Here is a 26,031-nt window from a genome sequence, read left to right on the forward strand (position 1 = left end):
GACGTGAGCATGTCGCAATTCGTGCTTGAAATAGGTTTCGAGGAACTGCCCTCCCGCTTCCTGCCCGGACTGGAGCGGGAACTGGTGGAACGCTTCGCCCGTGCGCTGGACGACGACGGCGTGGAGCATGAGTCCATCCGGGTGCTGACCACCCCCCGCCGCGCCGCCGTGCTCATCGAGGGCATCAACCCCGTGCAGCGCGAGGCGGAAGAAGTGGTGCCCGGCCCGCCCGTGCGCGTGGCCTTTGATGCGGAAGGCAAGCCCACCAAGGCGGCGGAAGGCTTTGCCCGCACCCAGGGCGTGGACATGGCCGACATTTTCACCCTGTCCACGGACAAGGGCGAATACATCGCCGTGCGCAAGCGTACCGGCGGGGCCAATGCGGCGGACCTCATTGCCACCGCCTGCCCGGCCATCGTGGCCGCGCTGCCGTTCCCCAAGCGCATGCGTTGGGGCAGCGGCGACTTCACCTTCGGTCGCCCGCTGCGCTGGCTGCTGGCCCTGTTTGACGACGCGGTGGTGCCCTTCGAGGTGGGCAACGTGGTTTCCGGCGGGGTCACCTGGGGCCATCGCATCCACGGGGCCGGACCGCTGGTGGTGAAATCCGCCGATGACTACCTGAACGTGGTCATCGAAAAGGGCGGCGTCACGCCCGACCCGGCGGAACGCCGCGCCATGATCCTTGCGGGCGGCAACGCCGCCGCAGAGGCGGCTGGCGGGCGCATTCTGTGGAAGGAAAGCCTGCTGGACGAAGTGCAGGGCCTTGCCGAGCACCCGGTGCCGCTGCTGGGCGACATCGATCCTTCTTTTCTCGAACTGCCGCGCGAAGTGCTGCTGACCAGCATGGAAAGCCACCAGAAGAGCTTTGGCGTGGAAGGGCCGGACGGCGCGCTGCTGCCGCACTTCCTGACCGTGCTGAACCTCACCCCGCTGGATACCGCGCTGGTCAAGAAGGGCTGGGAACGCGTGCTGCGCGCCCGGCTGGAGGATGGCCGCTTCTTCTGGAAGACCGACCTTGCCTCCAGCTTCGACGCCTGGCTGGCCGAACTGGACAACGTGATCTTTCTGGGGCCGTTGGGTTCCATGGGCGACAAGACCCGCCGCCTGGAAAAGCTGTGCGCCTGGCTGGCGGCCTGTGTGGTCGAGGGCGGCGGCGTTGCCGACGAGCCGGCCTGCGCCCGCGCCGGTCGCCTGTCCAAGGCCGACCTGGTATCCGAGATGGTGGGCGAATTCGACACCCTGCAAGGCATCATGGGCGGCATCTACGCCCGCCGCATGGGCGAGCCGGAAACCGTGGCCGCCGCCCTGGCCGAGCAGTACCTGCCCGCCGGGCCGGACAGCCCGGTGCCCGCAACGCTGGCCGGTGCGCTGCTGTCCATTGCCGACAAGGCGGACACCATGGCCGGGTGTTTCGGCCTGGGCATGATTCCCACCGGCGCGGCGGACCCGTATGCCCTGCGCCGCTGCGCTCTTGGCATTGCCCGCATCGTGCTGGAGCACGGCCTGCGCATCGACGTGCGCGAACTGTTCAGCACGGCGCTTGCGCTGTACGGCGAGCGCGCGTGGAAGCTGGCCCCGGCGGACGCACTTGTGAAGCTGGAAGAATTCTTCATGGCCCGGCTCAAGAACCACTTCATGGCCGCCGGGCATGAAACCCTGCTGGTGGAAGCGGCCCTGGCCGCCGACACGCCCGAGGGCGCGGGCATCGACGTGCGCGCCGCCGGGGCGCGTCTGGCCGCCCTGTCCGACTTCAGCCGCCGCGAGGACTTTGCCAGCGCGGTGCTGACCTTCAAGCGCGCGGCCAACATCATCCGCAAGCAGGGGCAAGAGGGCGGCGCCGTGCTCGACGGCGCGTACAGCCACGCCTTGCTGGCCGAGGACGCGGAAAAGGCCCTGGCCGCCCGGCTGGAAGAAGTGGCCCCGCGCTTCGACGCCCTGTGGGCGGCGGACGATTTTGCCAGCCTGTTCGGCTTGCTGGGTGAGCTGCGCCCGGCGGTGGATGCCTTCTTCGACGGCGTGATGGTCATGTGCGACGATGCAACCGTGCGCGCCAACCGCCTGAACCTGCTCAAGGCGCTGACGTTGCGGCTGGGCCGCCTGGCCGACTTCGGCGCGTTGCAGATGTAGTTTGCCCCCCGGTGACTGTGAGCACAGGGGACGTTGGGGGCCGAGCGGATGTTCCGGCCCCCGAATCCGCGTGCTGGCTCCGAAATCCACCGGAATTCGGCCAATGGCGCGGAATGCGGCGGCACGGGGTTGACAAGCCCCTGCCATGCGGGTATTGACTGGTTCCCCGTGTTCCAGCCCAGAAATTAACTGAACATATATTGCGAAGCCATTCGGAGGAGTTACCTTGGCTAACCACAAGTCTGCCATCAAGCGGCACAAGCAGAGCCTGAAGCGCGCCGCGCGTAACCGCGCCGCCAAGACCAGAATCAAGAACGTGGTGAAGGCCGTGCGTGCCGCCGTCCTGCAGAAGGACAAGGACACCGCCGCCCAGGCCCTGACCGCCGCCATGTCGGTGCTCGACAAGGCCGCCGGCAAGGGCGTCATCCACTGGAAAAAGGCGGCCCGCAAGATTTCCCGCCTGACCAAGGCCGTGGGCTCCGTCGAGTAGTCCCGCCTTTTCATTGCGCGTTGGCCCGCCGGATTCGTCCGGCGGGCTTTTCGCGTTTTCCGCGCGCTGCCCATGTCCTTCCTCATACCTGTTGGGGGGCGTTGCCTTGGCAGCGCATGCGGCGTTTCCGTGTCGTGCCCCCCATGCCGATGCCCCGTGTTTTGCGGGTCTGCGCGCCGTTTTGCATTTCAGGCCTGCCTCTGGTATGCCAGCGCGGCGCGCATTCCTGATGCACCGCGCGCTCTGCACCGGTACCGCCAATGCCCATACGGGGGAACGTGATGGCCTTTTTCCGGCGTCAGCCGCAGTCCGAACAGCTTAAAATAGTCATCATCGGCGCGGGCGAGGTGGGGTTTCACATTGCCGGGCGATTGTCGCGCGAAAACAAGCAGGTGGTCGTCATTGACCAGAACCCCGACGCCCTGCGCCGCGTGACGGACGCCATGGACGTGCAGGCCGTGCCGGGGTCCGGTTCCAGCCCTTCGGTATTGTCCGAGGCGGGCGCGGACGAGGCGGACATCATTCTGGCCGTCACCGACAGTGACGAGACCAACATCATCGCCTGCCTGTTCGCCAATGCCATCGCACCCGACGCGGTGAAGCTGGCGCGCATCCGCAACGAGGAATACACCCTCTATCACGACGCCCTGCGCGGCGATGCCTTGCGCATCAGCATGCTCATCAACCCGGAAGTCGAGGTGGTGCGCACCATCGACCGCATACTCAGCGTGCCCGGCGCGGTGGAGTACGGCGAATTCGCGGACGGGCGCATCAAGATGGCGGGCATCCGCGTGGAAGAAGGCCCTCTTGTCGGCCAGAAGCTGATGCGCTTTCGCGAGATCGTGGGCGAGGGGGCCATCATGGTGGCCGCCATCGTGCGCGACGACCGCCTGATCATCCCCACCGGGGCCGACATCATCCGGCAGGGCGACATCGTCTACTTCGTGTACGACGAAGGTACGCGTCCGGCCCTGCTGGCCTCCCTCGCTCGAGAGGAGCGCATCATCCGCCACGTGCTCATCGTGGGCGGGGGCAACATCGGCCTGCGTCTGGCCCGGGTGTTCGAGCGCAAGGGGTACCACACCAAACTGGTGGACCGCGACGCCGCGCGCTGCGCCCAGTTGGCCGAACAGCTGGATACCACCCTCGTGCTGCATGGAGACGGCACCGACCAGGCCCTGCTGCGCGAAGAGAACGTGGCGGGCATGGACGTGGTGGTGGCCGTTACCGGCGACGAGGAAACCAACATCCTTTCCTGCCTGCTGGCCAAGTCCATGGGTGCGGCGCAGACCGTGACCCGGGTGAACAAGGCCGAATACCAGCCGCTGGTGCGGGCCATAGGCATCGAACACTCCGTCAGCCCGCGCCTTTCGGCGGTGAACAGCATTCTGCACTTCGTGCGGCAGGGCAAGGTGCTGTCGTCCATTTCCGTGCGGGGTGACGAGGCGGAGGCGATGGAGGCCGTGGCCCAGGAACATTCGGCCATCGTGGGCAAGCCGGTGAGCCAGCTGGACTTTCCGTCCGGCGCGCTGCTGCTGGCGGTGCTGCGCGGTGACGACGTGTTCATCCCGCGCGGCGATACGGTCATCCAGCCGCAGGACCGCATCATCATCCTGTCCACCCGGCAGGCGGTGAGCAGGGTAGAGCAGGCCCTGATGGTCTCGCTGAAGAGCTTCTGAGCATGCACGCGAGTACGGTATGCCACGCCGTGGGGGCGTTGTTGTGCTGTCTGGCCGCATCCATGGCCGTGCCCCTTGGCGTGGGCCTGTGGTACGGCGATGCGGGTGTGTGGCCGCTGTTCCATTCCCTGTGGGGTACCGGACTTGTCGGGTGCCTGCTGATGCTGGGCTGGCGCAGGGGGCGCGACTGGTCGCTGAACCACCGCGAGGGCATCGCCATCGTGGCCCTGGGGTGGCTTGTAGCCGGTGTGGCGGGCGGCGCGCCCTACGTGCTGGCGGGCATCTGCGACTGGACCGACGCGGTGTTCGAATCCGTTTCCGGGTTCACCACCACCGGGGCCTCCATCCTTACCGACATCGAGGCGGTGGCCCCCAGCCTGCTGTTCTGGCGGTCTTTCACCCACTGGCTGGGCGGCATGGGCATCATCGTGTTGTCGCTGGCCGTGCTGCCGTTTCTGGGCGTGGGGGGCATGCAGCTGTACCGGGCCGAGGTGCCCGGCCCGACTCCGGACAAGCTGAAGCCGCGCATCAAGGATACCGCCGCCGTGCTGTGGCAGGTGTACCTGCTGCTCACGGTGGTTCAGACGGCCCTGCTGTGCGCGGGCGGCATGAACCTGTTCGACGCCTCCACCCATACCTTCGCCACGCTGGCCACCGGCGGCTTTTCCACCCGCAACGCCTCCGTGGGACACTACGACAGCCCGTTCATCCAGTGGACCATTGTCGTGTTCATGTTTCTGGCGGGCGCGAATTTCGCCCTGCACTTCAAGGTGTTGCAGGGCAGGCCGGGGGCGTTGCTGCGCGACGCGGAATTCCGCTTCTATGCCGTGCTGGTGGGGGGAGCCACGCTGGCTGTCGCCGCCGGGCTGTACGGCGGACATTACGCGGACGCGGAATCGTCCCTGCGTGCGGCGGCCTTTCAGGTGGTGTCCATCTGCACTACCACCGGCTTTGCCACGGCAGACTACGAGATGTGGCCCCACCTGGCGCAGGGCCTGCTGCTGTTCTTCATGTTCCTGGGCGGCTGCGCAGGGTCCACCGGCGGCGGCCTGAAGTGCATGCGGGTAATGGTGCTGCTGCGCCTGGCCCATCAGGAGCTGTTCCGGCTGGTGCATCCGCGTGCGGTGCGCCACCTGAAGCTGGGCGGTCGCACCGTGCCGCAGGATGTGGTTTCCGGCGTGGTGGGCTTTTTCGTGCTGTACATTTCGGTGTTCGCCGGGGTGGGCATCATACTCACCGCCCTCGGCATTGACGTGCTGACGGCGTTTTCCGCCACGGCCTCGTGCCTCGGCAACGTGGGCCCGGCGTTCGGCAGCCTGGGCCCCACGGAGAATTACGCGCATTTGCCGGGGCTGGCCAAGTGGCTGCTTTCACTGTGCATGCTGCTGGGACGCCTGGAAATCTACACCATTCTCGTGCTGTTCCTGCCAGAATACTGGCGCAGGTAGACGGCTCGTGCCGCATGTGTCGCATGCGACACATCAAATATGCCCCGCCCGCTGCTACGGGTGGGACGGCGAACAGCAAAAACGCCCCGACCTTGCGGTCGGGGCGCCGTGCATTCTGGCTTGGAGGAACCCGGCTTAGGCAAGCTGCTTCAGCAGAGTGTCCTTGATGGAGTCGATGGAGCCTTCGCCATCGAGCTCGATGTACCTGGTCACGCCCTTGGCGGCGAGATCCTTGTAGAAGTAGGCGGCGGCCAGGGTGCCGTCCACGGTGTTGTAGTAGATGTCGTGGCGCTTGCCGATGGCGCCTTCATCCTGGTCGTCGGCACGGGCGGACAGGCTGCCGCCACACACCCGGCACTCGTCGCCGTTGGGCTTGATGGCGTCGATGAAGATGTTGTTCGGGTGGTTGTTGTCGTTCTTGCAGAGGCGGCGGCCCATGATGCGGTTCTTGGCCACTTCGCGGGGCAGCAGGATTTCGATGACGTAATCCAGCTTCAGACCTTCGGCCTGAAGGGCGTCCCACAGCTTCTGGGCCTGCACCATGTTGCGGGGAAAGCCGTCGAGCAGCCAGCCGTTGGGGCCGGCGCCCTTCAGGGTTTCCAGCACCATGGGGATGGTGATGTCGTCGGGCACGAGGTCGCCGCGGTCGATGTATTCCTTGGCCTTCTTGCCGAGTTCGGTGCCGCCGCCGATGTGCTGGCGGAAGATGGCGCCCGATTCGATGTGGGCCAGATCGTACTTCTTCTTGACGAGCGCCCCCTGGGTGCCCTTGCCGCTACCATTGGGACCGAAGATGAGGATATTCACCCCGAACCTCCTTGTAATAATTTTCACGAGTGATTACCGCGAAGGCCGCCCCTCTGTCAATCAATGCCCCTGAAAGCTCGTGAGAAATGTCCGAAATGCGGGGAGATTGCACGGGCGGCAAATGGGCGGAACGATCATGCGGAGTTGGCGGTCCGGGCGGTGGAGCGGGGCGGGATGCGACCATCGGGGCTGACAGGTCGCGGCGCAGGCCGGGGAGCAGGCAGGGTCGTCCCCTTCCGGCGCGGAATCATCCCGGTGGAAGTTGGGCCATGGAGGGGGGAACCCGGATGCGGGAAGTGCGGTCAGACCTGTTCCGGCACGGAGGCGGACGCATGAAATTCGATGCCTCCTGCGCCTTCCTTGCAACGGTCGCCGGTGTCGGACATGGGAAGTACCCGCGCAGCCTTGCCGCCGGGAAATTGCACCCAGGCTCCGCCATGTCCGGCGTGCCATGCCGCATCAAGATCCATCAGGCTGGCGGCCAGCGGCTGGCCGGGGCCAAGCCTGTCCAGCATGCGCTTGTACAGGCGCAGGCGTGCCGCGCGGTGCAGGCCGCACAGGGTGCGGGCAGGCAGAAGGATGCGTTGCGGCGGGTCGGCGGCCGCAGTGGACGGCGCACCGGCACGGGGCGCACCGCACGTCGCGACGGGCTGGGCGGGAGCATGAGCAGGGCGATTGCCCTCCGCGGGGCCTGCCTGCGCATGGTCCAGGTGGCAGGTCCAGTAGTCCGCATCGCAGCGGGCCAGTTCCCACAGCGAGCGGACGGCCTCGCCCAGGGCCGGGTTTTCCGCGCGCAGCAGGGGCAGCACCTGGTGGCGCAGCCGGTTGCGGCGATAGGCCGGGTCGGCGTTGGACGGGTCGCGCACGGGCTGCACGCCAAGGTCGGCCAGAAAGGCGTCGATGTCGCAGCGTTCCGTTGTCAGCAGGGGCCGCAGGATGCGCCGTGACGGGTCAAGGGCGGCCATGCCTCCCAGGCCGGGCCAACCGGTGCCGCGCACCAGCCGCAGCAGCACGTCCTCGCACAGGTCGTCGGCCTGATGGGCGGTGCAGATCCAGTCCGCGCCGGTGCGCTGGCGCTCTGCTTCGAAAAAGGCGTAGCGGGCGCGCCGTCCGGCGTCTTCCAGGCCGCAGCGTTCCCGCGCCGCACATCCGGCCACGTCCGCCCGCTTCGCGTTGCAGGGCACGCCCAGACGGCGGCACAGCGCGGACACGGCGCGGGCTTCGTCCGCGGATTCCGGGCGCAGCCCATGGTCCAGCACGGCGGCATGCAGGCGCAGTCCCAGCCGGGGCGCCAGCCAGCGCAGGACCAGCAGCAGGCACAGCGAGTCGGCCCCGCCGGAAACACCCACCACCAGCGAAAGGCCGGGCGCGGGGGATACCTGCGCATCCGCAGTCCCGGCCATCCGCGCGGGTGCGGGAACGCCACCGTCAGGCCTTGTCCCGCGCAGCAGTTCCCCGGTCAGAAAATCCCCCACGCGCAGGCAAAAGCGCGCCGCAGGCGGCGGCAGATCCTGCAGGCGCAGGGGGAGCCGTTCCGGCAGCAGCGGGTGCGCCGCGAGGGCAGGGGGGGCTTGCGGGGTAGCGGTATGGGGCATGGCAGGCCTGCGGACGAAAGGGAAAGGCCCGGCGGAAGGGCCGGGGCGGGGAGACCGGATAGGTATCGGGAGTGGCTGCGCGGAGGGCGTGCCGCGTCGCGGGCAGGCGAGGGCGCGCCACCGCTCCGGCACTACACCGCTATGCCCAGGTCCGCCAGCAGACCGTCCAGATAGTCGATCATGTGCGCCCGCAGTTCGGGCGAGGCGTAGGCGATGCACTCGCAGCGCAGCATGCCCCGCGCCCGCACCAGCAGTTCCATGCGCAGGGCGTCGTCGTCGGCTTCCAGCGCCAGGCAGAACGGGCCGCAGCGTTCACTGTGGGCCACCTGCACGGGCGTAAGATGCTGCTGCGGCACGGGCAGCCAGTACAGGCCGTCCATGCCCGCGCCAAGGTCCATTTCGTGCAGCCGCGCGCGTACTGCGGCGATGTCGGCTGAGGTCAGGTCGTCGATGCGGTAGGTGCGCATGGGGTCTCTTATGCGTCGTCGTGTTGCTGCGGGTGCTTGCGGTCGCTGTGGGCGTCTTCGGGCACGTCGTCGCCGTCCAGGTTGAACATGCGGCGGGTGATGTCGATGTACCGGGTTCCGGCTTCTTCCTCGTCGAAGCGGCGCTTCAGGAAGGTGATGGGCTCGTGGTTCACCTTCTTGACGATGGCGCACAGCATGGCCTGCAAGGCTTCGCGGGTGGCGTCGTCCACCGGGCCAAGGCGTTTCAGGGTGCGGGCCAGTTCGTCCTGGGCAATGCGTTCGCTGCGTCGCAACAGGTCCACGATGGTGGGTTGCAGGTCCAGCGACTTCAGCCATTTGGCGAAGTTGCCCGCTTCCTCCTCCACGATGGAGCGGGCCTTGGCCGCCTCGTCGCGGCGTTGCGCCATGTTTTCCTCGACCACCTCTTTCAGGTCGTCGATGTCGTACAGGTAGACGTTGTCCAGGTTGTTGACGTCGGGGTCGATGTCGCGCGGCACGGCGATGTCGATGAAGAACATGGGCCGGTTCTTGCGGCGCTTCAATACGTCCTTGATGTCCCGCGCCCGGATGATCGGCTCGTGCGCGCCGGTGGAACTGATGATGATGTCCGCCTCGGCCAGCCGCACGAACAGGTCCTGGAACAGCACCGCCTCGCCCTTGAACTGTTTGGCCAGTTGCAGGCCGCGTTCGAAGGTGCGGTTGGCCACCATGATCTCGCGGATGCCGGAATTGAGCAGGTGGGTGGCCGCCAGTTCCGCCATTTCGCCCGCGCCGATCAGCATGGCCTTGTACTGCGACATCTCGCCGAAGATGCGCTTGGCCAGTTCCACCGCCGCGTAGCTGATGGACACGGCGCTGGAGGCCACGGCGGTTTCGGTGCGTACCCGCTTGGCTACGGAAAAGGCCTTGTGCAGCAGGCGGTTCAGCACCACGCGGGTGGCGTTGCGGCCCACGGCCTTGCGGTAGGCGTCCTTGAGCTGGCCGAGGATCTGCGGTTCGCCCACCACCATGGAATCGAGGCTGGAGGCCACGCTGAACAGGTGGCGCACCGCGTCGATGCCCTTGTGCACGTAAACGAAGGGCTCCAGGTCGCCGCGCTGCTGGCCGCGTGCGGCGGCCCAGCAGTCCAGAACACGCTCGGGCACGCCGGAACCGTTGCCCACGGCCATGATTTCCACGCGGTTGCAGGTGGACAGGATGACCACTTCGGAAATGTCGTCACCGGTGGGCACCACCCCCTGTTCAAGGACGGTACAGTCGGTGAGGGCGAACCGTTCACGCACTTCAACGCTGGCGGTGCGGTGGTTGAGGCCGATGAGATAGATTTCCTGATCCATGTGATCTCTGTGCTTCGCGGGGCGCGTCTTGTGGTCCGCTGGGTTGGCGGCGTGCGCCGCCTGCTCCGGGTTGCGGGTCATGGTTCCTGCGGGGTGCGGCTATTGCGGGTTGAAGCTGTGGTGCGTGGTCATCAGGAAGTTGACCCCCAGCAGCGAGAACACGCATACCGCGAAGATCCAGATGGCCATGACGGCGGTCTTGCGGCCCCGCCAGCCCAGCGCCAGCCGCTGGTGGAACAGCACGGCGAACATGCACCACACCACCAGCGAGACGATTTCCTTGGGGTCCCACGACAGCATCTTGCCCCAGGCTATGCGCGCCCACACGAACCCGGAAACCATGCCCAGCGTGAACAGCGGAAAGCCCGCCATCACCGCGAGGTGGTTCACCCTGTCGAAGGCGGAAAGCGCGGGCAGGTCGCGGTCGAAGCCGGAAAGGCGCGTCTTGTGCTTCAGCTTGCGGTCCATGTACAGGAACAGCAGCCCGGCCCCGAAGGCCATGGTCATCAGGCTGAAGCTGAGAAACAGCGTGCCGATGTGCAGGCCAAAGAACAGGCCGGACATGGCGGGCGGCAGCTTGCTCTGCACGTCGGCCAGCATGAACGACGAAACGTAGAACACCAGCGCCACCGGCGAGGCGGTAAGCCCCAGGAATTCCAGGCGCAGGCGCCACCAGACAAAGAAATAGATCAGCAGCAGGCTCCACGAGAGCATGCGGAAATAGTAGGCCTTTTCCAGTATCTGCCAGGTCTGCCCCTGCATGGACAACCCCAGCATGACGGTGTGCAGGGCAAAGCCCGCCAGCGTCAGCCATTGCGAAAGGCGCTTCAGCCTGTCGCGCCGGGCCAGCAGGCCCACGGCGATGCATACCGTGCCCAGCACGTAGAGCATGATGATGGCGATGGAAAGCAGCTCAAGCGAGCTCATGCAGCAACTCCACGATGCGCGGATGCAGTTCCGCGGGCAGCAGTTCGGTCAGGATGCGTTCGGCCCCGGCGCGGTCGCGCGCGGCCAGTGCGTCGATGAGCGGCGATTCCACGATGGCGCGGAACAGCGCCGTATTCTGCCCTGTCTCTTGCCCAAGCGCAAGGACGAGCGGCCGCAGGCGGCCCAGCAGTACGGTAATGCCGTCGTACCGTGCGCCGAACCACTGTTGCAGGTCCATGCGGATGCGCCGGGTAAGGGCCGGGCTGTGCCCCCCGGTGGAAAGGGCCACCGTCAGGTCGCCGCAGGCGAAGTGGGCGGGCACGATGAACGCGCCCGTGTCCGGTGCATCGGCCACGTTGCAGGGCACGTTGCGCTGGCGGCAGGCATCGGCCACGGCGGCGTTGACGGCGCGGCTGCCGGTGGCCGCGAAGGCCAGGGCGCAGCCGTCCACGTCGGCGGGGGCAAAGGGCCGCGCCTCGAAACGCACGGCGGGGTGGGCCAGCAGGGGGGCCAGTTCCGGGTCGTTCGGCGCTTCCGGGTTGGCGTCCAGCACCAGCACGCGGGCCGGGCCGCAATCCAGCAGCGACGCCAGCTTGCGGCGTCCCACGCCCCCCGCGCCCACCACCAGGCAGGCACGTCCGTGCAGGTCGAGAAGCAGGGGATAATAACGCATTGGGGTCGTATACACGAGGGGCGGGCAAAGTAAAACCGGTCCGGCGCGCAAGCGGCGAAGCGGGCGAGAGGGGGGGCAACCCGGCGGCGACCCGGGACTGCGTAGGCACCCGCGCAACAGGCCGCAGTCCGGCCCTTGCCTTGCCGCCACGCGCCACTTGGGCTAGTCTGCCCGGAAAGCCCCGTGATGCCCAATTCCCGCAACGACGCCAACCCCTTGCCGCCATCGCCCACACCATGAGCAAGCACCTTGTCATCCAGTTGGCCCGCTTCGGCGACCTTGTGCAGACCAAGCGTCTGGTGTTGTCGCTGCTGCATGGCGTCGCGCACGACGAGGATGCCGTCTCGCACGAGGCGTATTCGGCCCCGGAGGTCCATCTGGCGGTAGACGCCTCGCTGGTCGAACTGGCCCGGCTGGTCTATCCCGGCGTCACCGTGCACGGGGTGCGCGCCCACGGCGGGACGCCCCAGGCCGACGTTCTGGCGCACAACGCCCGCGTCTTCGCCTCCCTGGCGGCGGAACGCTTCGACACCATCTACAATCTGAACAATTCCGGGCTGAACATGGCCCTTGCCGCGCTGTTTCCGCCCGATGCGGTGCGCGGCTATCGCAGTCTGAACGGCCAGCCCCTGCGCGACCGCTGGATGCGCATGGCCTTCCGTTGGGTGGCGCACCGCCGCCTGTCCCCCGTGAACCTGGTGGACTTCTGGGCGGCGCTGGCCCCCCGGCCCATCGCCCCGGCGCGGGTGAACCCCATCGCCCTGCGGGGCGGACGGGGCATCGGCGTGGTGCTGGCCGGGCGCATGTCGCGCCGGTCGCTGCCCCCCGATGCGCTGGCGGCCTGCCTGCGGGCCGTGTTCGAGGGACTGGGCGGGCCGCGGGTGACCTTTTTCGGCACCAGGGCCGAGCGTCCGTTGCTGCGCAAGGTGCTGGACTATCTGCCCGCATCCGTGGCCGGAAACTACGACGACCTCGTGGGGCGCACCGGCTGGGCGGACCTTGCCGACGCGCTGGTGGGGCTGGATACGCTGCTCACCCCAGATACCGGCACCATGCATCTTGCCGCGCACCTTGGCGTGCCGGTGCAGGGCTTCTTTCTGTCATCGGCGTGGTGCCACGAAACGGGGCCTTACGGCCCCGGCCACCGGGTGTGGCAAGCCACCCTGGACTGCCTGCCCTGCCTGGAGGCGCGGCCTTGTCCCATCGGGGTGCAATGCCTGGATGCCTTCCGCTCGCGCGAGTTCCTGTCCTTTCTGTCCGGACGTCCCGGCGACCGTCACCCGCCCGGCATGCTGGGCATGGTCTCCACCCTCGACGACGTGGGCTCCACCTGGCTGACCGTGTTCGGCGAAGACCCGTCCGCGTTGCGCCGGGTGGAGTTGCGGGCGCTGGTGGGCGAGTACCTTGGCCTGTTCACGGGCGAGGAACTGGCGGACCATGACCTGGCCCGCCTGCTGTACCACGAGGCGGACTGGATGCTGCCCGGCCCGGAGGGCGCGGCATTCACCGCGTTCGACCCGTTCGCGGATGAACCGCTGCGTGGTGCATGAAAGGGTGCGCGGTTGGTTGGCGGTTGAATGTTAAAGCTCGACTTTAAGTCTTGCAGAGCTAAACCTGCCTTGCTTCCCTGAAATTTCCGCCCTTACGCTCCGCCGGGGTACCGGCACGAGGTTTGCGCATGACCCAGTCTTTCGACGTTTCCCAATCCTCTGCGTCTGCCGTGTCCGGCGCATCTGCCATACCGGGCAGCAGCACGCCCCGCCTGCGCGTGCTGGTGGTGCTGCCCATGTACGGCGGCTCCCTGCCCATCGGACGCTACTGCGTGGATGCCCTGCGCGACCTGGGCCACGTGGTGGAAACCTTCGAGGCCCCGTCGTTCCTCGGGGCGTTCACGGCGCTGAAGGATCTGAAGGTGACGGCGGACCGGCTGGAGTTTCTGGAAAACTCGTTCCTGCAGGTGGTGTCGCAGGCGGTGCTGGCCAAGGTGGAAACCTTCGCGCCGGACCTTGTGCTGTGCCTGGCCCAGGCTCCCCTGAATCATCAGGCCCTCAAGCGCTTGCGGCGCGACAACGTGGCCACGGCCATGTGGTTCGTGGAAGACCACCGGGTGTTCACCTACTGGCGGGCCTTTGCGCCGTTCTACGACGTGTTCGCGGTGATCCAGCGCGCGCCCCTGCTGGACGAACTGGCCGCCATGGGCGTGCGCGACGCGCTGTACCTGCCCATGGCCGCGCTGCCGTCCTTTCACAGATCACTTGAACTTTCGCCGGTGGACCAGCGCCGCTACGGGGCCGACGTGGCCTTTCTGGGCGCGGGCTATCCCAACCGACGCGTGGCCTTTCGCCAACTGGTGCATCTGGACTTCAAGATATGGGGCACGGAATGGGATGGCGAACCCCTGCTGGCGCGGCATGTGCAACAGGGCGGGGCGCGGGTGTCCGCCGAGGATTCGGTGAAGATCTACAACGCCAGCCGCATCAACCTGAACCTGCATTCCAGCATCCAGTCGCGCACCCTGGTCACCGGCGGCGACTTCGTGAACCCGCGCACCTTCGAACTGGCCAGCATCGGGGCCTTCCAACTGGTGGACCGGCGCACCCTGATGGACGAACTGTTCGCCGAGGATGAACTGGCCACCTTCGATTCCATGGACGGGCTGCAGGCGGCCATCGCCCATTACCTGGCCCACCCGGAAGAACGGCAGGCCATGGCGGCCCGCGCCCGGGCAAAGGTACTGGCGCAGCATACCTACCAGCACCGCATGCGCACGCTGCTGGAATTCATCGCCCAGCGCCGCCCCGGCTGGCCCACCCCGCGCGCCGCCGATGCGGGGCTGCCCGCCGATCTGCCCGAGGACATGCGCCGCGACCTTGCCACGCTGCTGGACCGGCTGGGCCTGCCCGCCGACGCCGCCTTTGCGGACGTGATTACCGCCTTGCGCCAGCACAGCGGCCAGTTGACCCCGCTGGAAACGTCCTTGCTGTTTCTGGATGAATGGCGCAGGCAGTACGCCTGATACGCGGGCGTCCCGCAGTATGGCATGATCGGTTGCGTCGGGGGGATTTCTGCCGATGGATCGCCCGCGCGGCGACACCAGGAATGGACGCTTCCTGTGCCCAACGCGGCCACGTTGCGTAAGCGTGGCGTGGCTCTTGCCAACGTTTACAGGATGGACTATGCGCCGTGGCATGAGCGTCCGCACAATCCACCATGCCCCGCCAGCCCCGCGCCCCTCTCGTGTCCGGTGTAGTCTTCGCGTGCTGCACGCCGCATGCGCCGTGGCAGCCTGCACGGCGCTTCTGGCGTTTTCCGTGCGTCCGGTGCTGGCTGGTGGTCCCTCGCCGCAAACGCTGGTGGCCGTGTCCGACGAATGGGCGCCGCGCATCATGTCCGGGCCGGACGGTTCCGCCGATGGCATCTGCCCCATGGTGTTGCGTCAGGTGGCCGAGGATCTGGGGCTGGACGTGGATTTCGGCTTCATGCCCAAGCCACGCCGCCAGGCGGCCTTCCGCAGGGGCGAGATCAACGTGGTGCCGTGCGCGTCGCCCGTGTGGGAAGGCGTGCTTTCCGACGTGGCCGTGTATTCCGAGCCGTTCATGATGTCGACGGAGATGGTGCTGGTTTCCGCGGGTACCACAGGCGTGTTCCGCTCCGTACGCGATTTTGCCGGGCTGCGTTTTGGGACCATTGGCGGGTACGTCTACCACGATGGTTTCGATGAAGCCTTCGAGTCCGGGATGCTGCGCCGCGAGGACGCCTACACCGTGACCCAGAACCTGCAAAAACTGCGGGCCGGGCGCATCGACGCCATGATCGTGGACGATTACGAGGCCGCCTACTGGATGCACAGGGCGGGCTGGTCGGAGACCGATTTCCGCGTGGCCTACGTGTTCGCCGACCCCGCGCCCATCACGTTGATGCTGCATGCCTCGTTGCGCGACTTTCTGCCCCGGGTCAACGCCTCGCTGGCCCGCATGCGCGCCAACGGCACCCTGCGCGCCCTGTTCGCGGAATACGGGCCGCAGAAGCTGGCCGCGCACCTGACCCGCTGACGCTTGCGGGGGCCAGCCGCGTGCCCGCCCCCGGCCCCTTCCATCTCTCCGGCGGGCCATCCGGATCCGCGTCCACTCCTTCGTCAAGGAACCTGCCATGAAAGTTTACCGCTACCTGACCGGCCCCGACGATTCCGCCTTCTGCCACCGCGTCACCGAGGCCCTGAACAAGGGCTGGCAGTTGCACGGCGGCCCCACGCTGACCTATGACGCCGAGCGCAAGCAGGTGATCGCCGGGCAGGCCGTCGTCAAGGACGTGGAAGGCAAGGACTACGTGCCGGGCATGGACCTTTCCGCCCAGTAACGCCAGCAGCCTGCGGGCGTCGGCATCAGCCCTGCTGCATCTCGCCGACCAGGCGTTGCAGTTCGCGGGCCTGGTCGGCCAGGTCCCCGATGGCTCGCGCCGCGTGCACCATGGCCTCGGCCATGGACGACGAGATGCGGTCCACCTCCTTGATGGCGTGGTCTATCTCGTCGTTTTCCGCCGTCTCGCGCTCCACGGCCGCCGCAATGCTGCTTACCTGCGCCGCCGTTTCCTCGATGAGCCCCACGATTTCGCGCAGCGTCTCGCCCGACCGTTGCGCCGCCTGCGTCGAATCGTTGATGGCGCCCACCGCGTTGTCCACGTTCTGCACGTTCTTGCGCGTTCCTTCCTGAATGTTGCCGATGGCCTCGCCCACCTGCCTGGTGGCGGCCATGGTCTTTTCCGCCAGCTTGCGCACCTCGTCCGCCACCACGGCAAAGCCCCGACCGGCGTCGCCCGCCCGGGCCGCCTCGATGGCGGCGTTGAGCGCCAGCAGGTTGGTCTGGTCGGCAATGTCCGAGATGACGTTCATGATCTGGCCGATGCCTTCCGCCTGTTCCCCCAGCACGGCCATGTCCGTCTTCAGGCTCAGCGCCTGGTCCTGCGCAAGGCCGATGCCGCGCACCACGTCGCCGACCACGGTGGCGCCCTCCAGCGCCTTTGCGCGCGCATTGTCGGCGGTGTGCGAGGCGTTGGTGGCGCTGTGGGCCACATCGGCTATGGTCTCGCTCATCTCGCCGATGGCGGTCGCGGTGCGCGCCACGCTGTCGAGCTGGGACGAGGCGCCGCTGGAGGTGTGGTCGATGCGGCGCGTCAGTTCCTCCGACGCCCTGGATACGTTGGCCACCACCGTTTCGATGCGTGAAGCCGCCAGCATCATGCCCTTGCGGGTGGCGACCTCCGCTTCGCGGCGGACGTTTTCCGCTTCTTCCGTGGCCAGCCGCGCCCGGTGGGCTTCTTCCGTGGCCAGGCGCTGTTTCTCCTCTGCCCCGGAAATCAGCCCCCGAAGGCTGACGACCATGCGGCGCAAGGCTTCGGCAAGCATGCCCACCTCGTCCGCGCCGTGCACGTCCAGCTCTCGGTCAAGGCTGCCTTCACTCACCGCCCTGGCGTAGTCCACGGCCCGGTGCAGGGGCCGGGTGAGCATGAGCGTGATGCCCACGCCCAGCAGCATGGCCAGCACGGGCCCCCCCAGCATGCCCGCCACGATGGCGGTCTTGTGCCGCGCGGCGCTTTGCATCTCTTGCCGGTAGAGTTCCGCAGATTCCTTGACCCCCTGGTCCGTCAGGGCATCCAGGGCGGCGAACGTGGCGTCGTGCACCTTGCGCAGGTCGGTGGTGCGCGCCAGTATTTCCATCAGGCCCAGGATGTCGCTCTTGTCCTTTTCCCACTCGCGGATGAGGTCGAGCAGGGCGTCGTTGCCCTTGCGGCCTGCGTCGAGCTGCGTGCGGAATTCCGCGAACAGGGCGTTCTCGCTCTCCGAGCGGGGCAGTGCCGCGTACTTCTCCATGGCTTCCGCTATGGCCGTGCGCGACTGCTCTATGGCCGCGTATTGCTGCCGCGAGAAATCCGGAGAAATGCCGGGAACCAGCAGGCTGCGTTGGGCAATGACGACCTCGCGGATTTCCTCCGCGATGCGCAGAAGGTGCGGAAAGCCCGGCATGCGGCGGGCCACGATGCTTTCAAGCGAATGGCTGGCGCTGTTGATGCCAAGGTAGCCGATGACGCCCACCCCGAGCGTTATGGCGGCGACGATCAGAAAAGCCCCAGCGATCTTGGTGCCGATGCGCGAAATGCCCATGCCTCCCCCTGCGGAAAACCGACGCCCGCTCGCGGCGGGCGTCGGTGGTCATGCGGACACGGGGTCCGGATTTACTGATATGCCCCGCACCCCACCAGCAGGTCGTCCACGCGTTCCATGTACATGGATTTCGGTTCGATGAGCTTGGTCTGGGGGTTGGCGAACTTGTAGTCCTGCCAGAACGAGGCCTTGGTTTTTCCCAGTTCCACGCGCTCCTTGACGAAGTACTTGCCGTCGGGGTCGCGCAGTTCCATCAGGTTCTTGCCCACCTGCTTGGCGTTGGCGCCATGGGCAAGGCACTTGCCCTGCATGTCGTAGACGACCACGTACAGGTCGCGATCGACAAACATGCCCTGGGGGTTGCTGATTTCCGCAAAGGCCTTGTCGCGCCCGTTGGCCTTGAGGTACGTCACGGCCTTTTTGACCATGGCCACGGCTTCATCCTTGCTGCCCTTGGACTGGGCGCTGGCCAGCGGGCACAGGGCCGCCACGAGCAACAGGGCCAGTGCCGCGCGCAGTGCGTATTTCATGGGGTCTCCTTTGGCGGGCCATGCCGCGCCTGATGGATATGGATGCAGACCATGATAGCTTGGGGGATACGCGCGGGGCATGATTACTTGGCGCAGGGGCAAGGCCAGGGGCAGGGGAGCAAGGGGGGCGAAGCTGGAAAGGGACAAGGCCGACGGCGGCGACACGCCACGCCACGCCACGATATGACTCGACGGGGCAGGGCAGGCGGACGGACGGGATCGGATACGCAAAACCGGCCAGAGGACCGCAGTCCGTCTGGCCGGTTGCCGCCGTCATGCCGGCAGGCATTGCGCGGCATCGCGGGTGGCGGTGGTCGTCAGGGATGATTCTTGAACTTGTCCGCCGTATGCGGGCTGCCGGAGTGGCAGGGGGTACAGTCCATCTTGCCCTTGAGCAGGGGCGACTGCTTGCCGGGGTTGTGGCATTCGCCGCAGTAGGTGACCGAAGCCGGGTCGCCGTGGGCCACGGCAAAGGCGCCCGCCTGCTTGGCGTTCATGATGGCGATGGCCTTGGTGGCCACGTCGGCGGTGATGCGCGCGCAACGTTCGCCGCGCTCCTTGCTCTTTTCCGCAAAGCCGGATGCCTGGCACCACCGGCCCACGGACACGTGGCACAGCGGCGAATGGCTCACGCTGGTGGGCAGCGCGCCAGCCACGCCCTTGAAGGCCGCACCCGGATCATGCATGGGGAAGGCGGTCTGCTCGTACCAGCGGAACAGTTCCGCCACCATGGGGTCGCGTTCCTTGCGTCCCCAGAACAGCGCAAAGGCGCTGGCCGCGCCCAGCAGCGCGCCGCAGATGGTGCCCCAGTCGGAAATGCCGCTCTTGCCCACCTCCAGCATCGTGAAGGGAAACTGGTTGTACGGCGCGCCGTGCTGTTCGCCCATCATGCCCACGATGGCGTAAAACACCCCGTAGCCGCAGCCGTACCCCTGGTGCCAGTAGCCGTCGTAGGCCACGGGCGCGCAGATCTTGGCGTCCAGCATGTGGGGCTTCCACGAGAAGGGGGCGTCCTTCTGGGCAAAGTGCCCGCTGGCGGCGCCAGCGGCCGCCGCTGCATTTTGGGTTGCCGCGCCCGACAGCAGGCCGCCAGCAAGGCAGCCCGTTGCGCATCCCAGTACCCCCAGGGTCTTCAAGGCTGATCTTCTGTTCATCCGTTCCATGCTGTTCCTCCGATGAAATAAGAGCGACCACTCGCGCTCGATAGTGGATGCGTATCAGCAAGAAGTGTTCCATGCTTGTTCTGTTTTGAAACAATGTGGAACTGCGCCATGTTGCGCGAAACGGAAGAGGGAAGGGGGTGCAAAGTCGGCTTTTCGTCTGCCAACCTGGTGTATCGGGCTGCCAACCGGACATTGCAGGGCCTGCCTGTGTCGGTGCAGACAACGAAAGTGGCCGGAAGGGGGTCCTTCCGGCCATGATGGGTGACAATTTCAGGTGGCGGTGGGCTGTCCGCAGGACGGAACAACCCAGGGGGGCAGGCCCGGGCGGGCAGGGGAATCTGCCTGCGGCTGTTTCCGGATTGTCCTACCGGCGGCAGCCGCAGCTCACGGCGGCGCGCATGCCGCGCTCGCCCACTATTTCGGTGCTGATGCCCTTGTCGGTGAACAATTCCAGCAGGATGCAGTTCTCCACCCGGCCATCCACGATCATGGCCTTTTCCACGCCTTCCTCCAGCGCTTCCAGGCAGCATTTCACCTTGGGGATCATGCCGCCGGTCAGGGTGCCGTCGGTGAACAGTTCCACGGCTTCGCGGGTGGTCAGCGAGCGGATCAGTTCCTTCTGCTTGTCCAGGATGCCCGCCACGTCGGTGAGCAGCAGCAGGCGCTTGGCGCGCAGCGCCGCCGCAACGGCCCCGGCCACGGCATCGGCGTTGATGTTGTACGTCTCGCCGTTTTCGTCCACGCCCACGGGCGCGATGACCGGCACGAAGTTGTCGCGTTCCAGCGAGCGGAGCAGGGTGGTTTCCACCCGCATCACCTCGCCCACCTTGCCAAGGTCGATGATTTCCGGCGCGTGGTTGCCGCCGTTGACGATCATCTCCATCTTGCGGGCGCGGATGAGCTGGCCGTCCTTGCCGGAAAGGCCCACGGCCTTCACCCCGCTGAGGTTCAGCAGGTTCACGATTTCCTTGTTGACCTTGCCCACCAGCACCATTTCCACCACGTCCATGGTGGCGTCGTCGGTGACGCGCAGCCCCTCGCGGAACTGCGACTGGATGTGCAGCTGCTCCAGCATGCGGCCGATCTGCGGGCCGCCGCCGTGCACCACCACCGGGTTGATGCCTACCTGCTTCAAGAGGGCGATGTTGAGGGCGAAGGCCTTTTTCAGGGCCTCGTCCTTCATGGCGTGGCCGCCGTACTTGATGACCACGGTCTGCCCGTGGAACTGGCGCATGTAGGGCAGGCACTCGATGAGCACCTTGGACTGGAGCTTGGCGTAGGCGGCGGGGTCTGCGCAGCAGGACGCGGCCTGTTCGGTCTGGCTCATGGCACTCTCTGCGGGCGGTGCGCTACGGCGAGGTAGCGGCTGGGGTTCTTGCAACAGGGGCTGTTTCCAAAACAGGATTTTCGTTGGAGTCGGAGACTACAGGATGTAGCGGCTCAGATCCTTGTTGGCGCGTACGTCGGCCAGATGCGCGCGCACGTAGTCGCTGTCCACGGTCACCCGGTCGCCGGAACGGTCGGGCGCCTCGAACGAAAGGTCGGCCAGGATTTTTTCCAGGATGGTGTACAGCCGCCGCGCCCCGATGTTTTCGGTCTGGGCGTTGGTTTCTTCGGCAAAGGCGGCGATTTCGCGCAGGGCGTCTTCGGTGAATTCGATGTGCACGCCCTCCGTGTGCAGCAGGGCGGTGTACTGCCGGGTCAGCGCGTTGTGCGGTTCGGTGAGGATGCGCAGAAAGTCGTCCCGGCCAAGGGCGGACAGTTCCGCCCGCAGGGGAAAGCGCCCCTGCAGTTCCGGAATCAGGTCCGAGGGCTTGCTGAAATGGAATGCCCCGGCGGCGATGAACAGGATGTGGTCGGTGCGCACCATGCCGTACTTGGTGTTGACCACGCTGCCTTCCACGATGGGCAGCAGGTCGCGCTGCACCCCTTCGCGCGAGACGTCGGAGCTTTTCTGGGTGGTGCCGCTGGCGATCTTGTCGATTTCGTCGATGAAGATGATGCCGGTCTGCTCCACCCGCTCGCGGGCCAGGTCCGACACGCGGTCGTGGTCGATGAGCCGGTCGGCTTCTTCCTGCGTCAGCAGGTTGAAGGCGTCGCGCACCTTCATGCGGCGGCGCTTGCGGCGCGAGGGAAAGACCTTGCTGAACATGTCGCGCACCTGCGAACCCACGTCTTCCAGCCCTGGCATGGACAGCACGCCCACCTGCGGCCCGCCGGATTCCTCCACCTCCATGTCCACCTCGCGGTCGTCCAGCTTGCCGCCGTGCCACAGGGTGCGCAGCTTTTCGCGCGTGGAGGAGCGGCTGTCCGGGGTAGAGCCGGTGCCCGTGGGGGGGGATGCGTGGGGGGCATCGGCTTGCGCCGGGGGCTGGGGGATGGCCTGCCCGGAGACAAGATCGAAGGTCAGGCCGCCCATGCCTTGTGCAGACTGACCGGACTGTGAAGCGGGCTGGGGCGCGCCGCCGGGCAGCAGCAGGTCCAGCAGGCGTTCTTCCGCGCGGGCCTCGGCCTTCACGCGGACCTTCTCGTTTTCCTCGGCCCGCACCAGGGCGATGCCGATTTCCATCAGGTCGCGCACCATGGATTCCACGTCGCGGCCCACGTAGCCCACCTCGGTGAACTTGGTGGCCTCCACCTTGATGAACGGCGATGCGGAAAGCTTGGCCAGCCGCCGGGCGATCTCGGTCTTGCCGACGCCGGTGGGGCCCATCATGATGATGTTCTTGGGGGCTATCTCGTCGCGCAGGGCCGGGTCCAGTTGCTGGCGACGCCAGCGGTTGCGCATGGCCACGGCCACCATGCGCTTGGCGGCGTTCTGGCCCACGATGTATTTGTCCAGTTCCGAAACGATTTCACGGGGGGTGAGGTTGCTCATGATGGATATGCGCGAAGGCGGGTTGTTCGTTCTGACGGAAGACCGCCGCGCCCTGCGGTGATGGAAGGCGTGGGCGTGGGCGCGGTGCGGGGCACGATACCAGCGCGGACGGCGAAAGCCAACGCCCGGAAAGGGGGCGGCGGTGGGCCGGGCGTGCCGGGCCGGAAACGGAAGGGCCGGAAACGGAAGGGGAGGGGGCGCGTGCGCGCCTCCTCCCCGTTCTTGCGATCGTGTGCGCGCGGTGCGCGCTATTCCAGGGGCACGGTGCGGAAGAAGGTCTGGCCGCGGCGCATCAATTGCAGCATCACCGCGCCGCGCTTCTTGCCGTCCTGCTCGATGACCTTGGTGAGGTCGGCGGGGGTGTTCACCGGCTTCAGGTTGGCCAGCAGGATGATGTCGCCAGCGCGGATGTCCGCTTCTGCCGCGGGCTTGCCGCCCTCGACGGAAACCACCAGCAGGCCGCGCGCGTCTTCCAGTTTCAGATTGCGGGCGTCTTCCGCGCTTACGGGGCGTACGCTCATGCCAAGGCTGGCCGATGCCTGTTCCTTGCCGCCCTTTTCGGGGGCGGCATCGCCGCGCTGGGCGGTCAGGTGTTCCGCCGTGCGTTCGCCAAGGGTCAGGTTGACGGTCTTGGTCTGGCCGTTGCGCCACAGGGTCAGCCTGGTGGTATCGCCGGGTTTCAACGCGGCGATGCGGCGCAGCAGTTGGCTGGAACCGGGCACGTCGTCGCCGTCAACCTTCAGCACGATATCCCCGGCCTTCAACCCCGCCTTGTCGGCCGGTTCGCCGGGCATGACGGAGCCCACCAGCGCGCCGCGCGGCTCGCCAAGCCCCAGGGCGCGGGCCGTGGCCTCGTCAACGTCCTGGATGGTCACGCCGATCCAGCCGCGCCGCACCTTGCCCTCGGCGCGCAACTGGGCGATGACCCGCTCGGCCATGCTGCTGGGAATGGCGAAGCCGATGCCCTGGCCGGAGGCGACGATGGCGGTGTTGATGCCGATGACCTGGCCGTCCATGTTCAGCAGCGGGCCGCCGCTGTTGCCGGGGTTGATGGAGGCGTCGGTCTGCAGGAAGTTGTCGAACGGGCCGGAGCGGATGTCGCGCCCCTTGGCGCTCAGGATGCCCGCGGTCACCGAATGGTCGAGGCCGAAGGGGTTGCCGATGGCCAGCAGCCATTCGCCCACTTCCAGTTTGTCGGAATCACCGAAGCGCAGCACCGGCAGCGAGTTGCCCGCGTTGATCTTCAGCAGGGCAAGGTCGGTCTCTTCGTCGGTGCCGATGACGTTGGCCACGTACGAGTTGGACTTGCCGCTGGCGCCCTGCAGGTTCACGCGGATCACGTCCGCTTCGGCCACCACGTGGTTGTTGGTGACGATGTACCCGTCGGTCGAAATGATGAAGCCGGAACCCAGCGAGCGCTGCTTTTGCGGACGCTGCTGGCGGCCATGGAATTTTTCGAACTGGTCGAAAAACTTGTCGAAGGGGGTGCCGGGCGGCATGTTGCGGAACAGTTCATTGAACGGGTTTTCCGCTGCCTGCACGGTTTTTTCGGTGCTGATGTTGACCACGGCATCGCCCGACTGCTTCGCCAGTTCGCGAAAATCGGGCAGCATGGGCGCGGCCTGGGCGGCGGCTGCAAGCACAAGGCACAGCGCCAGCGCGGCGGCGAGGGTACGGGAAAGTGAACGTGCCATGTAGGGCTCCTTGGCAGGGGGAGTTTGCAGGCGGCGACGTGCCCGCGGCAACGGCCCCCGTATTCGCGGGGCCGACTGGGTGAGATAATAGGGCATACCGGTACGATGTAAACACCGTAACGCCATTTTTTGTCCGTGTGGCGCAAGGCGTGGCCGGACACGGGCGCGAAAAAACGGGGGAACGCGTACGCGCCCCCCCGTTTCGTTGCCGGTAGACGTACGGTTATTTCTTGCGCTTTTCCAGGGCGGCCTGCAGGGCGCTGCCCAGGCTGCCGAAGCCGCTGGAATCGCCCGACACCACGGTGGCCGGGGCAGAGGAACGCGAGCCGCGACCGCCGTCGCGGTTCCAGTCACGCCCGCCGTCGCGCCCGCCATCACGGCTGCCGCCGCGACCTTCACGCGGTTCGCGCTTCTGGGGCTGGGCAAGCTTGCGCCATTCGCCGTCGTCCTCGCCGGTGGCGTCTGCCGGGGCCAGCGAGATGCGGCGGGCCTTCACGTCCAGGTCGCGCACCACCAGCGAGACTTCCGCGCCGGGGTTCAGCCCGGCGTAGGTCTTGGACTGGGGCGAGGTGGCGGCCACGGCGTTGGGCAGAAGCCCGGTGACGCCGGGGGCCAGGTTCACGAACAGGCCGAAGGGCGCGCGCTTTTCCACGGTGCCGGTGACGGTGGAACCGGCGGGGAAGCGTTCTTCCACCGTGGCCCACGGGTCGCCTTCCGCATCGCGCAGGCTCAGGGACAGCCGCTTGCGGGCGGGGTCCAGTTCCTTGATCTTCACGGACACGGTTTCGCCGGGGGTCACGGCCTCTTCGGGCTTGTTGATGCGGCGGGTCCAGGACATTTCGGAAAGGTGCACCAGGCCTTCCACGCCGGGCAGCACCTCGATGAAGGCGCCGAACGGGGCGAGGCGGGTGACCTTGCCGGTCAGGATCTGGTCGGCGTCGAGGCGATCGGCCACATCCTGCCACGGGTCGCCGGACACCTGGCGGATGGACAGGGAAATGCGCGGACCCTTGCGGGAATCCTTGCCGCCCTTGCCTTCTTCCGCACCGGCAATGCCCAGCACCTTCACGCGCACCTTGTCGCCCACGCTCACGGCCTCGTCGGGCTGCTGCACGCGCGACCACGAAAGTTCGGAAACATGCACCATGCCTTCAAGGCCCGGGGCGATTTCCACAAAGGCGCCGAACGGGGCAAGGCGGGCCACGGCGCCTTCCAGCACGTCGCCTTCCTTCACGTTTTCCATGAGGGCGCTCAGCGATTCGGCCTGCTCGCGTTCCAGCAGCATGCGGCGAGAAACCACGATGTTGCGGCCGTTCTGCTCCAGGCGGGTGATCAGGAACTGGAAGGTCTGGCCGGTGAACGAGTCGGGCTCGGCACCGGGGCGCAGGTCCATCTGGCTGGCCGGGCAGAAGGCGCGGCGCTTCAGGACTTCGACGTTGAAGCCGCCCTTGCAGGGGCCGGTAACCTTGCCCTCGATGGGGATGCCCGCATTCAGGGCGTCTTCCATCTGGGCCAGGCCCACCTGGCCGCCCATGGCGCGGGACAGCTTTATTTCATTGGCGTTGGCCGAAACCACGTACAGTTCCAGCACGTCGCCCACGGCCACGGGCAGGTTGCCTTCGGCGTCTTCCAGTTCCTTGCGGTCCACAAGACCGTCCACCTTGGCTCCGGTGGCGACGAAGACGGTGTCCTCGCCGATGGCCACCACGGTGGCCTTCACCCGTTCGCCGGTGCGCACGGTTTCAGCCGCGCCGGAATGTGCCTCCAGCAGGTCCGCGAAGCTGGCGTTCTCGTCGAATGCGTCGTCACCAGCCATGTCCTGCGGGGCAGGGGCGGTGGCGGCTTCGGGGGCGGTGGCTTCCGCCTGTCCGGTTTCGGTGGTGGCCTCCGGGGTTTCCAGCCCGGTGGCTTCGGTGCGTTCACCAGTCATCAGTCCGATCTCCTTGAAAAGTGCTGTGCGCCGCGTGGCGTTCACCCGCAATATCAGCGCCGAAGGGCAAGGGCAAGTGCGACGGCGTGGTTGCGTCGCCGTCCACGGCGTGCGATACTGTAGGGAAAT

Annotated in this window: 21 protein-coding genes; 8 read left to right on the forward strand and 13 right to left on the reverse strand. The window is 66.9% G+C overall.

From position 1 onward, the window contains the following. Window positions 1-9: 9 nt before the first annotated feature. From glyS to DESTE_RS01775, 4 genes are all read left to right on the forward strand, one after another. The gene (gene glyS / locus DESTE_RS01760; protein ID WP_035064366.1) at window positions 10-2,127 is read left to right on the forward strand and encodes a glycine--tRNA ligase subunit beta; all 2,118 of its coding nucleotides are present in this window, start codon (window positions 10-12) and stop codon (window positions 2,125-2,127) included. Window positions 2,128-2,353: 226 nt separating this feature from the next. Further along, window positions 2,354-2,617, forward strand: a complete 264-nt coding sequence (gene rpsT / locus DESTE_RS01765) for a 30S ribosomal protein S20 (RefSeq protein WP_035064368.1) — start codon at window positions 2,354-2,356, stop codon at window positions 2,615-2,617. Between the two features lie 260 nt (window positions 2,618-2,877). Beyond that, window positions 2,878-4,296 (forward strand): Trk system potassium transporter TrkA, encoded by a 1,419-nt coding sequence (trkA, locus tag DESTE_RS01770; protein WP_245590688.1) that lies wholly within the window; start codon window positions 2,878-2,880, stop codon window positions 4,294-4,296. Window positions 4,297-4,298: 2 nt separating this feature from the next. After that, window positions 4,299-5,744 (forward strand): TrkH family potassium uptake protein, encoded by a 1,446-nt coding sequence (locus DESTE_RS01775; RefSeq protein ID WP_035064372.1) that lies wholly within the window; start codon window positions 4,299-4,301, stop codon window positions 5,742-5,744. Between the two features lie 135 nt (window positions 5,745-5,879). On the opposite strand, the gene DESTE_RS01780 is transcribed toward DESTE_RS01775, so the two are convergent. From DESTE_RS01780 to DESTE_RS01805, 6 genes are all read right to left on the reverse strand, one after another. Further along, window positions 5,880-6,551 (reverse strand): adenylate kinase, encoded by a 672-nt coding sequence (locus tag DESTE_RS01780; RefSeq protein WP_035064375.1) that lies wholly within the window; start codon window positions 6,549-6,551, stop codon window positions 5,880-5,882. Window positions 6,552-6,853: 302 nt separating this feature from the next. Next, entirely contained in the window at window positions 6,854-8,146 is a 1,293-nt protein-coding gene (tilS, locus tag DESTE_RS01785; protein ID WP_035064377.1) for a tRNA lysidine(34) synthetase TilS, read from the reverse strand. Between the two features lie 131 nt (window positions 8,147-8,277). Then, window positions 8,278-8,613, reverse strand: coding sequence for a hypothetical protein (locus DESTE_RS01790; RefSeq protein WP_035064378.1), 336 nt, complete (start codon window positions 8,611-8,613; stop codon window positions 8,278-8,280). Window positions 8,614-8,621: 8 nt separating this feature from the next. Next, a complete protein-coding gene (gene hemA, locus DESTE_RS01795) occupies window positions 8,622-9,950 on the reverse strand; it encodes a glutamyl-tRNA reductase (RefSeq protein ID WP_035069382.1) in 1,329 nt (442 codons plus the stop codon). Window positions 9,951-10,049: 99 nt separating this feature from the next. Continuing rightward, a complete protein-coding gene (locus DESTE_RS01800; RefSeq protein ID WP_035064380.1) occupies window positions 10,050-10,877 on the reverse strand; it encodes a cytochrome C assembly family protein in 828 nt (275 codons plus the stop codon). After that, window positions 10,864-11,550 (reverse strand): precorrin-2 dehydrogenase/sirohydrochlorin ferrochelatase family protein, encoded by a 687-nt coding sequence (locus tag DESTE_RS01805; RefSeq protein ID WP_035064383.1) that lies wholly within the window; start codon window positions 11,548-11,550, stop codon window positions 10,864-10,866. The genes DESTE_RS01800 and DESTE_RS01805 overlap by 14 nt, the downstream gene beginning before the upstream one ends. 236 nt (window positions 11,551-11,786) lie before the next feature. Between DESTE_RS01805 and DESTE_RS01810 the strand changes: the two genes are divergently transcribed. The 4 genes from DESTE_RS01810 (at window position 11,787) to DESTE_RS01825 (ending at window position 15,906) form a co-directional block, all read left to right on the forward strand. Next, window positions 11,787-13,100, forward strand: coding sequence for a glycosyltransferase family 9 protein (locus DESTE_RS01810; protein WP_035064387.1), 1,314 nt, complete (start codon window positions 11,787-11,789; stop codon window positions 13,098-13,100). 236 nt (window positions 13,101-13,336) lie between these two features. After that, a complete protein-coding gene (locus tag DESTE_RS01815) occupies window positions 13,337-14,566 on the forward strand; it encodes a CgeB family protein (RefSeq protein WP_425411700.1) in 1,230 nt (409 codons plus the stop codon). Between the two features lie 241 nt (window positions 14,567-14,807). Further along, the gene (locus DESTE_RS01820) at window positions 14,808-15,602 is read left to right on the forward strand and encodes a substrate-binding periplasmic protein (RefSeq protein ID WP_245590689.1); all 795 of its coding nucleotides are present in this window, start codon (window positions 14,808-14,810) and stop codon (window positions 15,600-15,602) included. A 97-nt stretch (window positions 15,603-15,699) separates the two neighbouring features. After that, entirely contained in the window at window positions 15,700-15,906 is a 207-nt protein-coding gene (locus DESTE_RS01825; protein WP_035064395.1) for a DUF1737 domain-containing protein, read from the forward strand. A 25-nt stretch (window positions 15,907-15,931) separates the two neighbouring features. Here the strand turns inward: DESTE_RS01825 and DESTE_RS01830 are convergent, their stop codons facing one another. The 7 genes from DESTE_RS01830 to DESTE_RS01860 form a co-directional block, all read right to left on the reverse strand. Next, window positions 15,932-17,707, reverse strand: a complete 1,776-nt coding sequence (locus DESTE_RS01830) for a methyl-accepting chemotaxis protein (protein ID WP_035064398.1) — start codon at window positions 17,705-17,707, stop codon at window positions 15,932-15,934. Window positions 17,708-17,778: 71 nt separating this feature from the next. After that, window positions 17,779-18,237: a cache domain-containing protein gene (locus DESTE_RS01835; RefSeq protein WP_035064400.1), complete on the reverse strand. Its 459-nt coding sequence runs from the start codon at window positions 18,235-18,237 to the stop codon at window positions 17,779-17,781. A 317-nt stretch (window positions 18,238-18,554) separates the two neighbouring features. Then, window positions 18,555-19,400 (reverse strand): split-Soret cytochrome c, encoded by an 846-nt coding sequence (locus DESTE_RS01840; protein WP_035064402.1) that lies wholly within the window; start codon window positions 19,398-19,400, stop codon window positions 18,555-18,557. Window positions 19,401-19,764: 364 nt separating this feature from the next. Beyond that, a complete protein-coding gene (argB, locus tag DESTE_RS01845) occupies window positions 19,765-20,727 on the reverse strand; it encodes an acetylglutamate kinase (protein ID WP_012611457.1) in 963 nt (320 codons plus the stop codon). A 96-nt stretch (window positions 20,728-20,823) separates the two neighbouring features. Then, complete coding sequence (gene hslU / locus DESTE_RS01850) at window positions 20,824-22,278, reverse strand: ATP-dependent protease ATPase subunit HslU (RefSeq protein ID WP_198015304.1); 1,455 nt, start codon at window positions 22,276-22,278, stop codon at window positions 20,824-20,826. 248 nt (window positions 22,279-22,526) lie between these two features. Further along, window positions 22,527-23,972 (reverse strand): DegQ family serine endoprotease, encoded by a 1,446-nt coding sequence (locus DESTE_RS01855; protein WP_035064404.1) that lies wholly within the window; start codon window positions 23,970-23,972, stop codon window positions 22,527-22,529. Window positions 23,973-24,195: 223 nt separating this feature from the next. Continuing rightward, window positions 24,196-25,902, reverse strand: a complete 1,707-nt coding sequence (locus DESTE_RS01860) for a 30S ribosomal protein S1 (RefSeq protein WP_051384260.1) — start codon at window positions 25,900-25,902, stop codon at window positions 24,196-24,198. Window positions 25,903-26,031: the final 129 nt, after the last annotated feature.

It is taken from the genome of Nitratidesulfovibrio termitidis HI1 (genome assembly GCF_000504305.1).
Taxonomy (GTDB): domain Bacteria; phylum Desulfobacterota; class Desulfovibrionia; order Desulfovibrionales; family Desulfovibrionaceae; genus Cupidesulfovibrio; species Cupidesulfovibrio termitidis.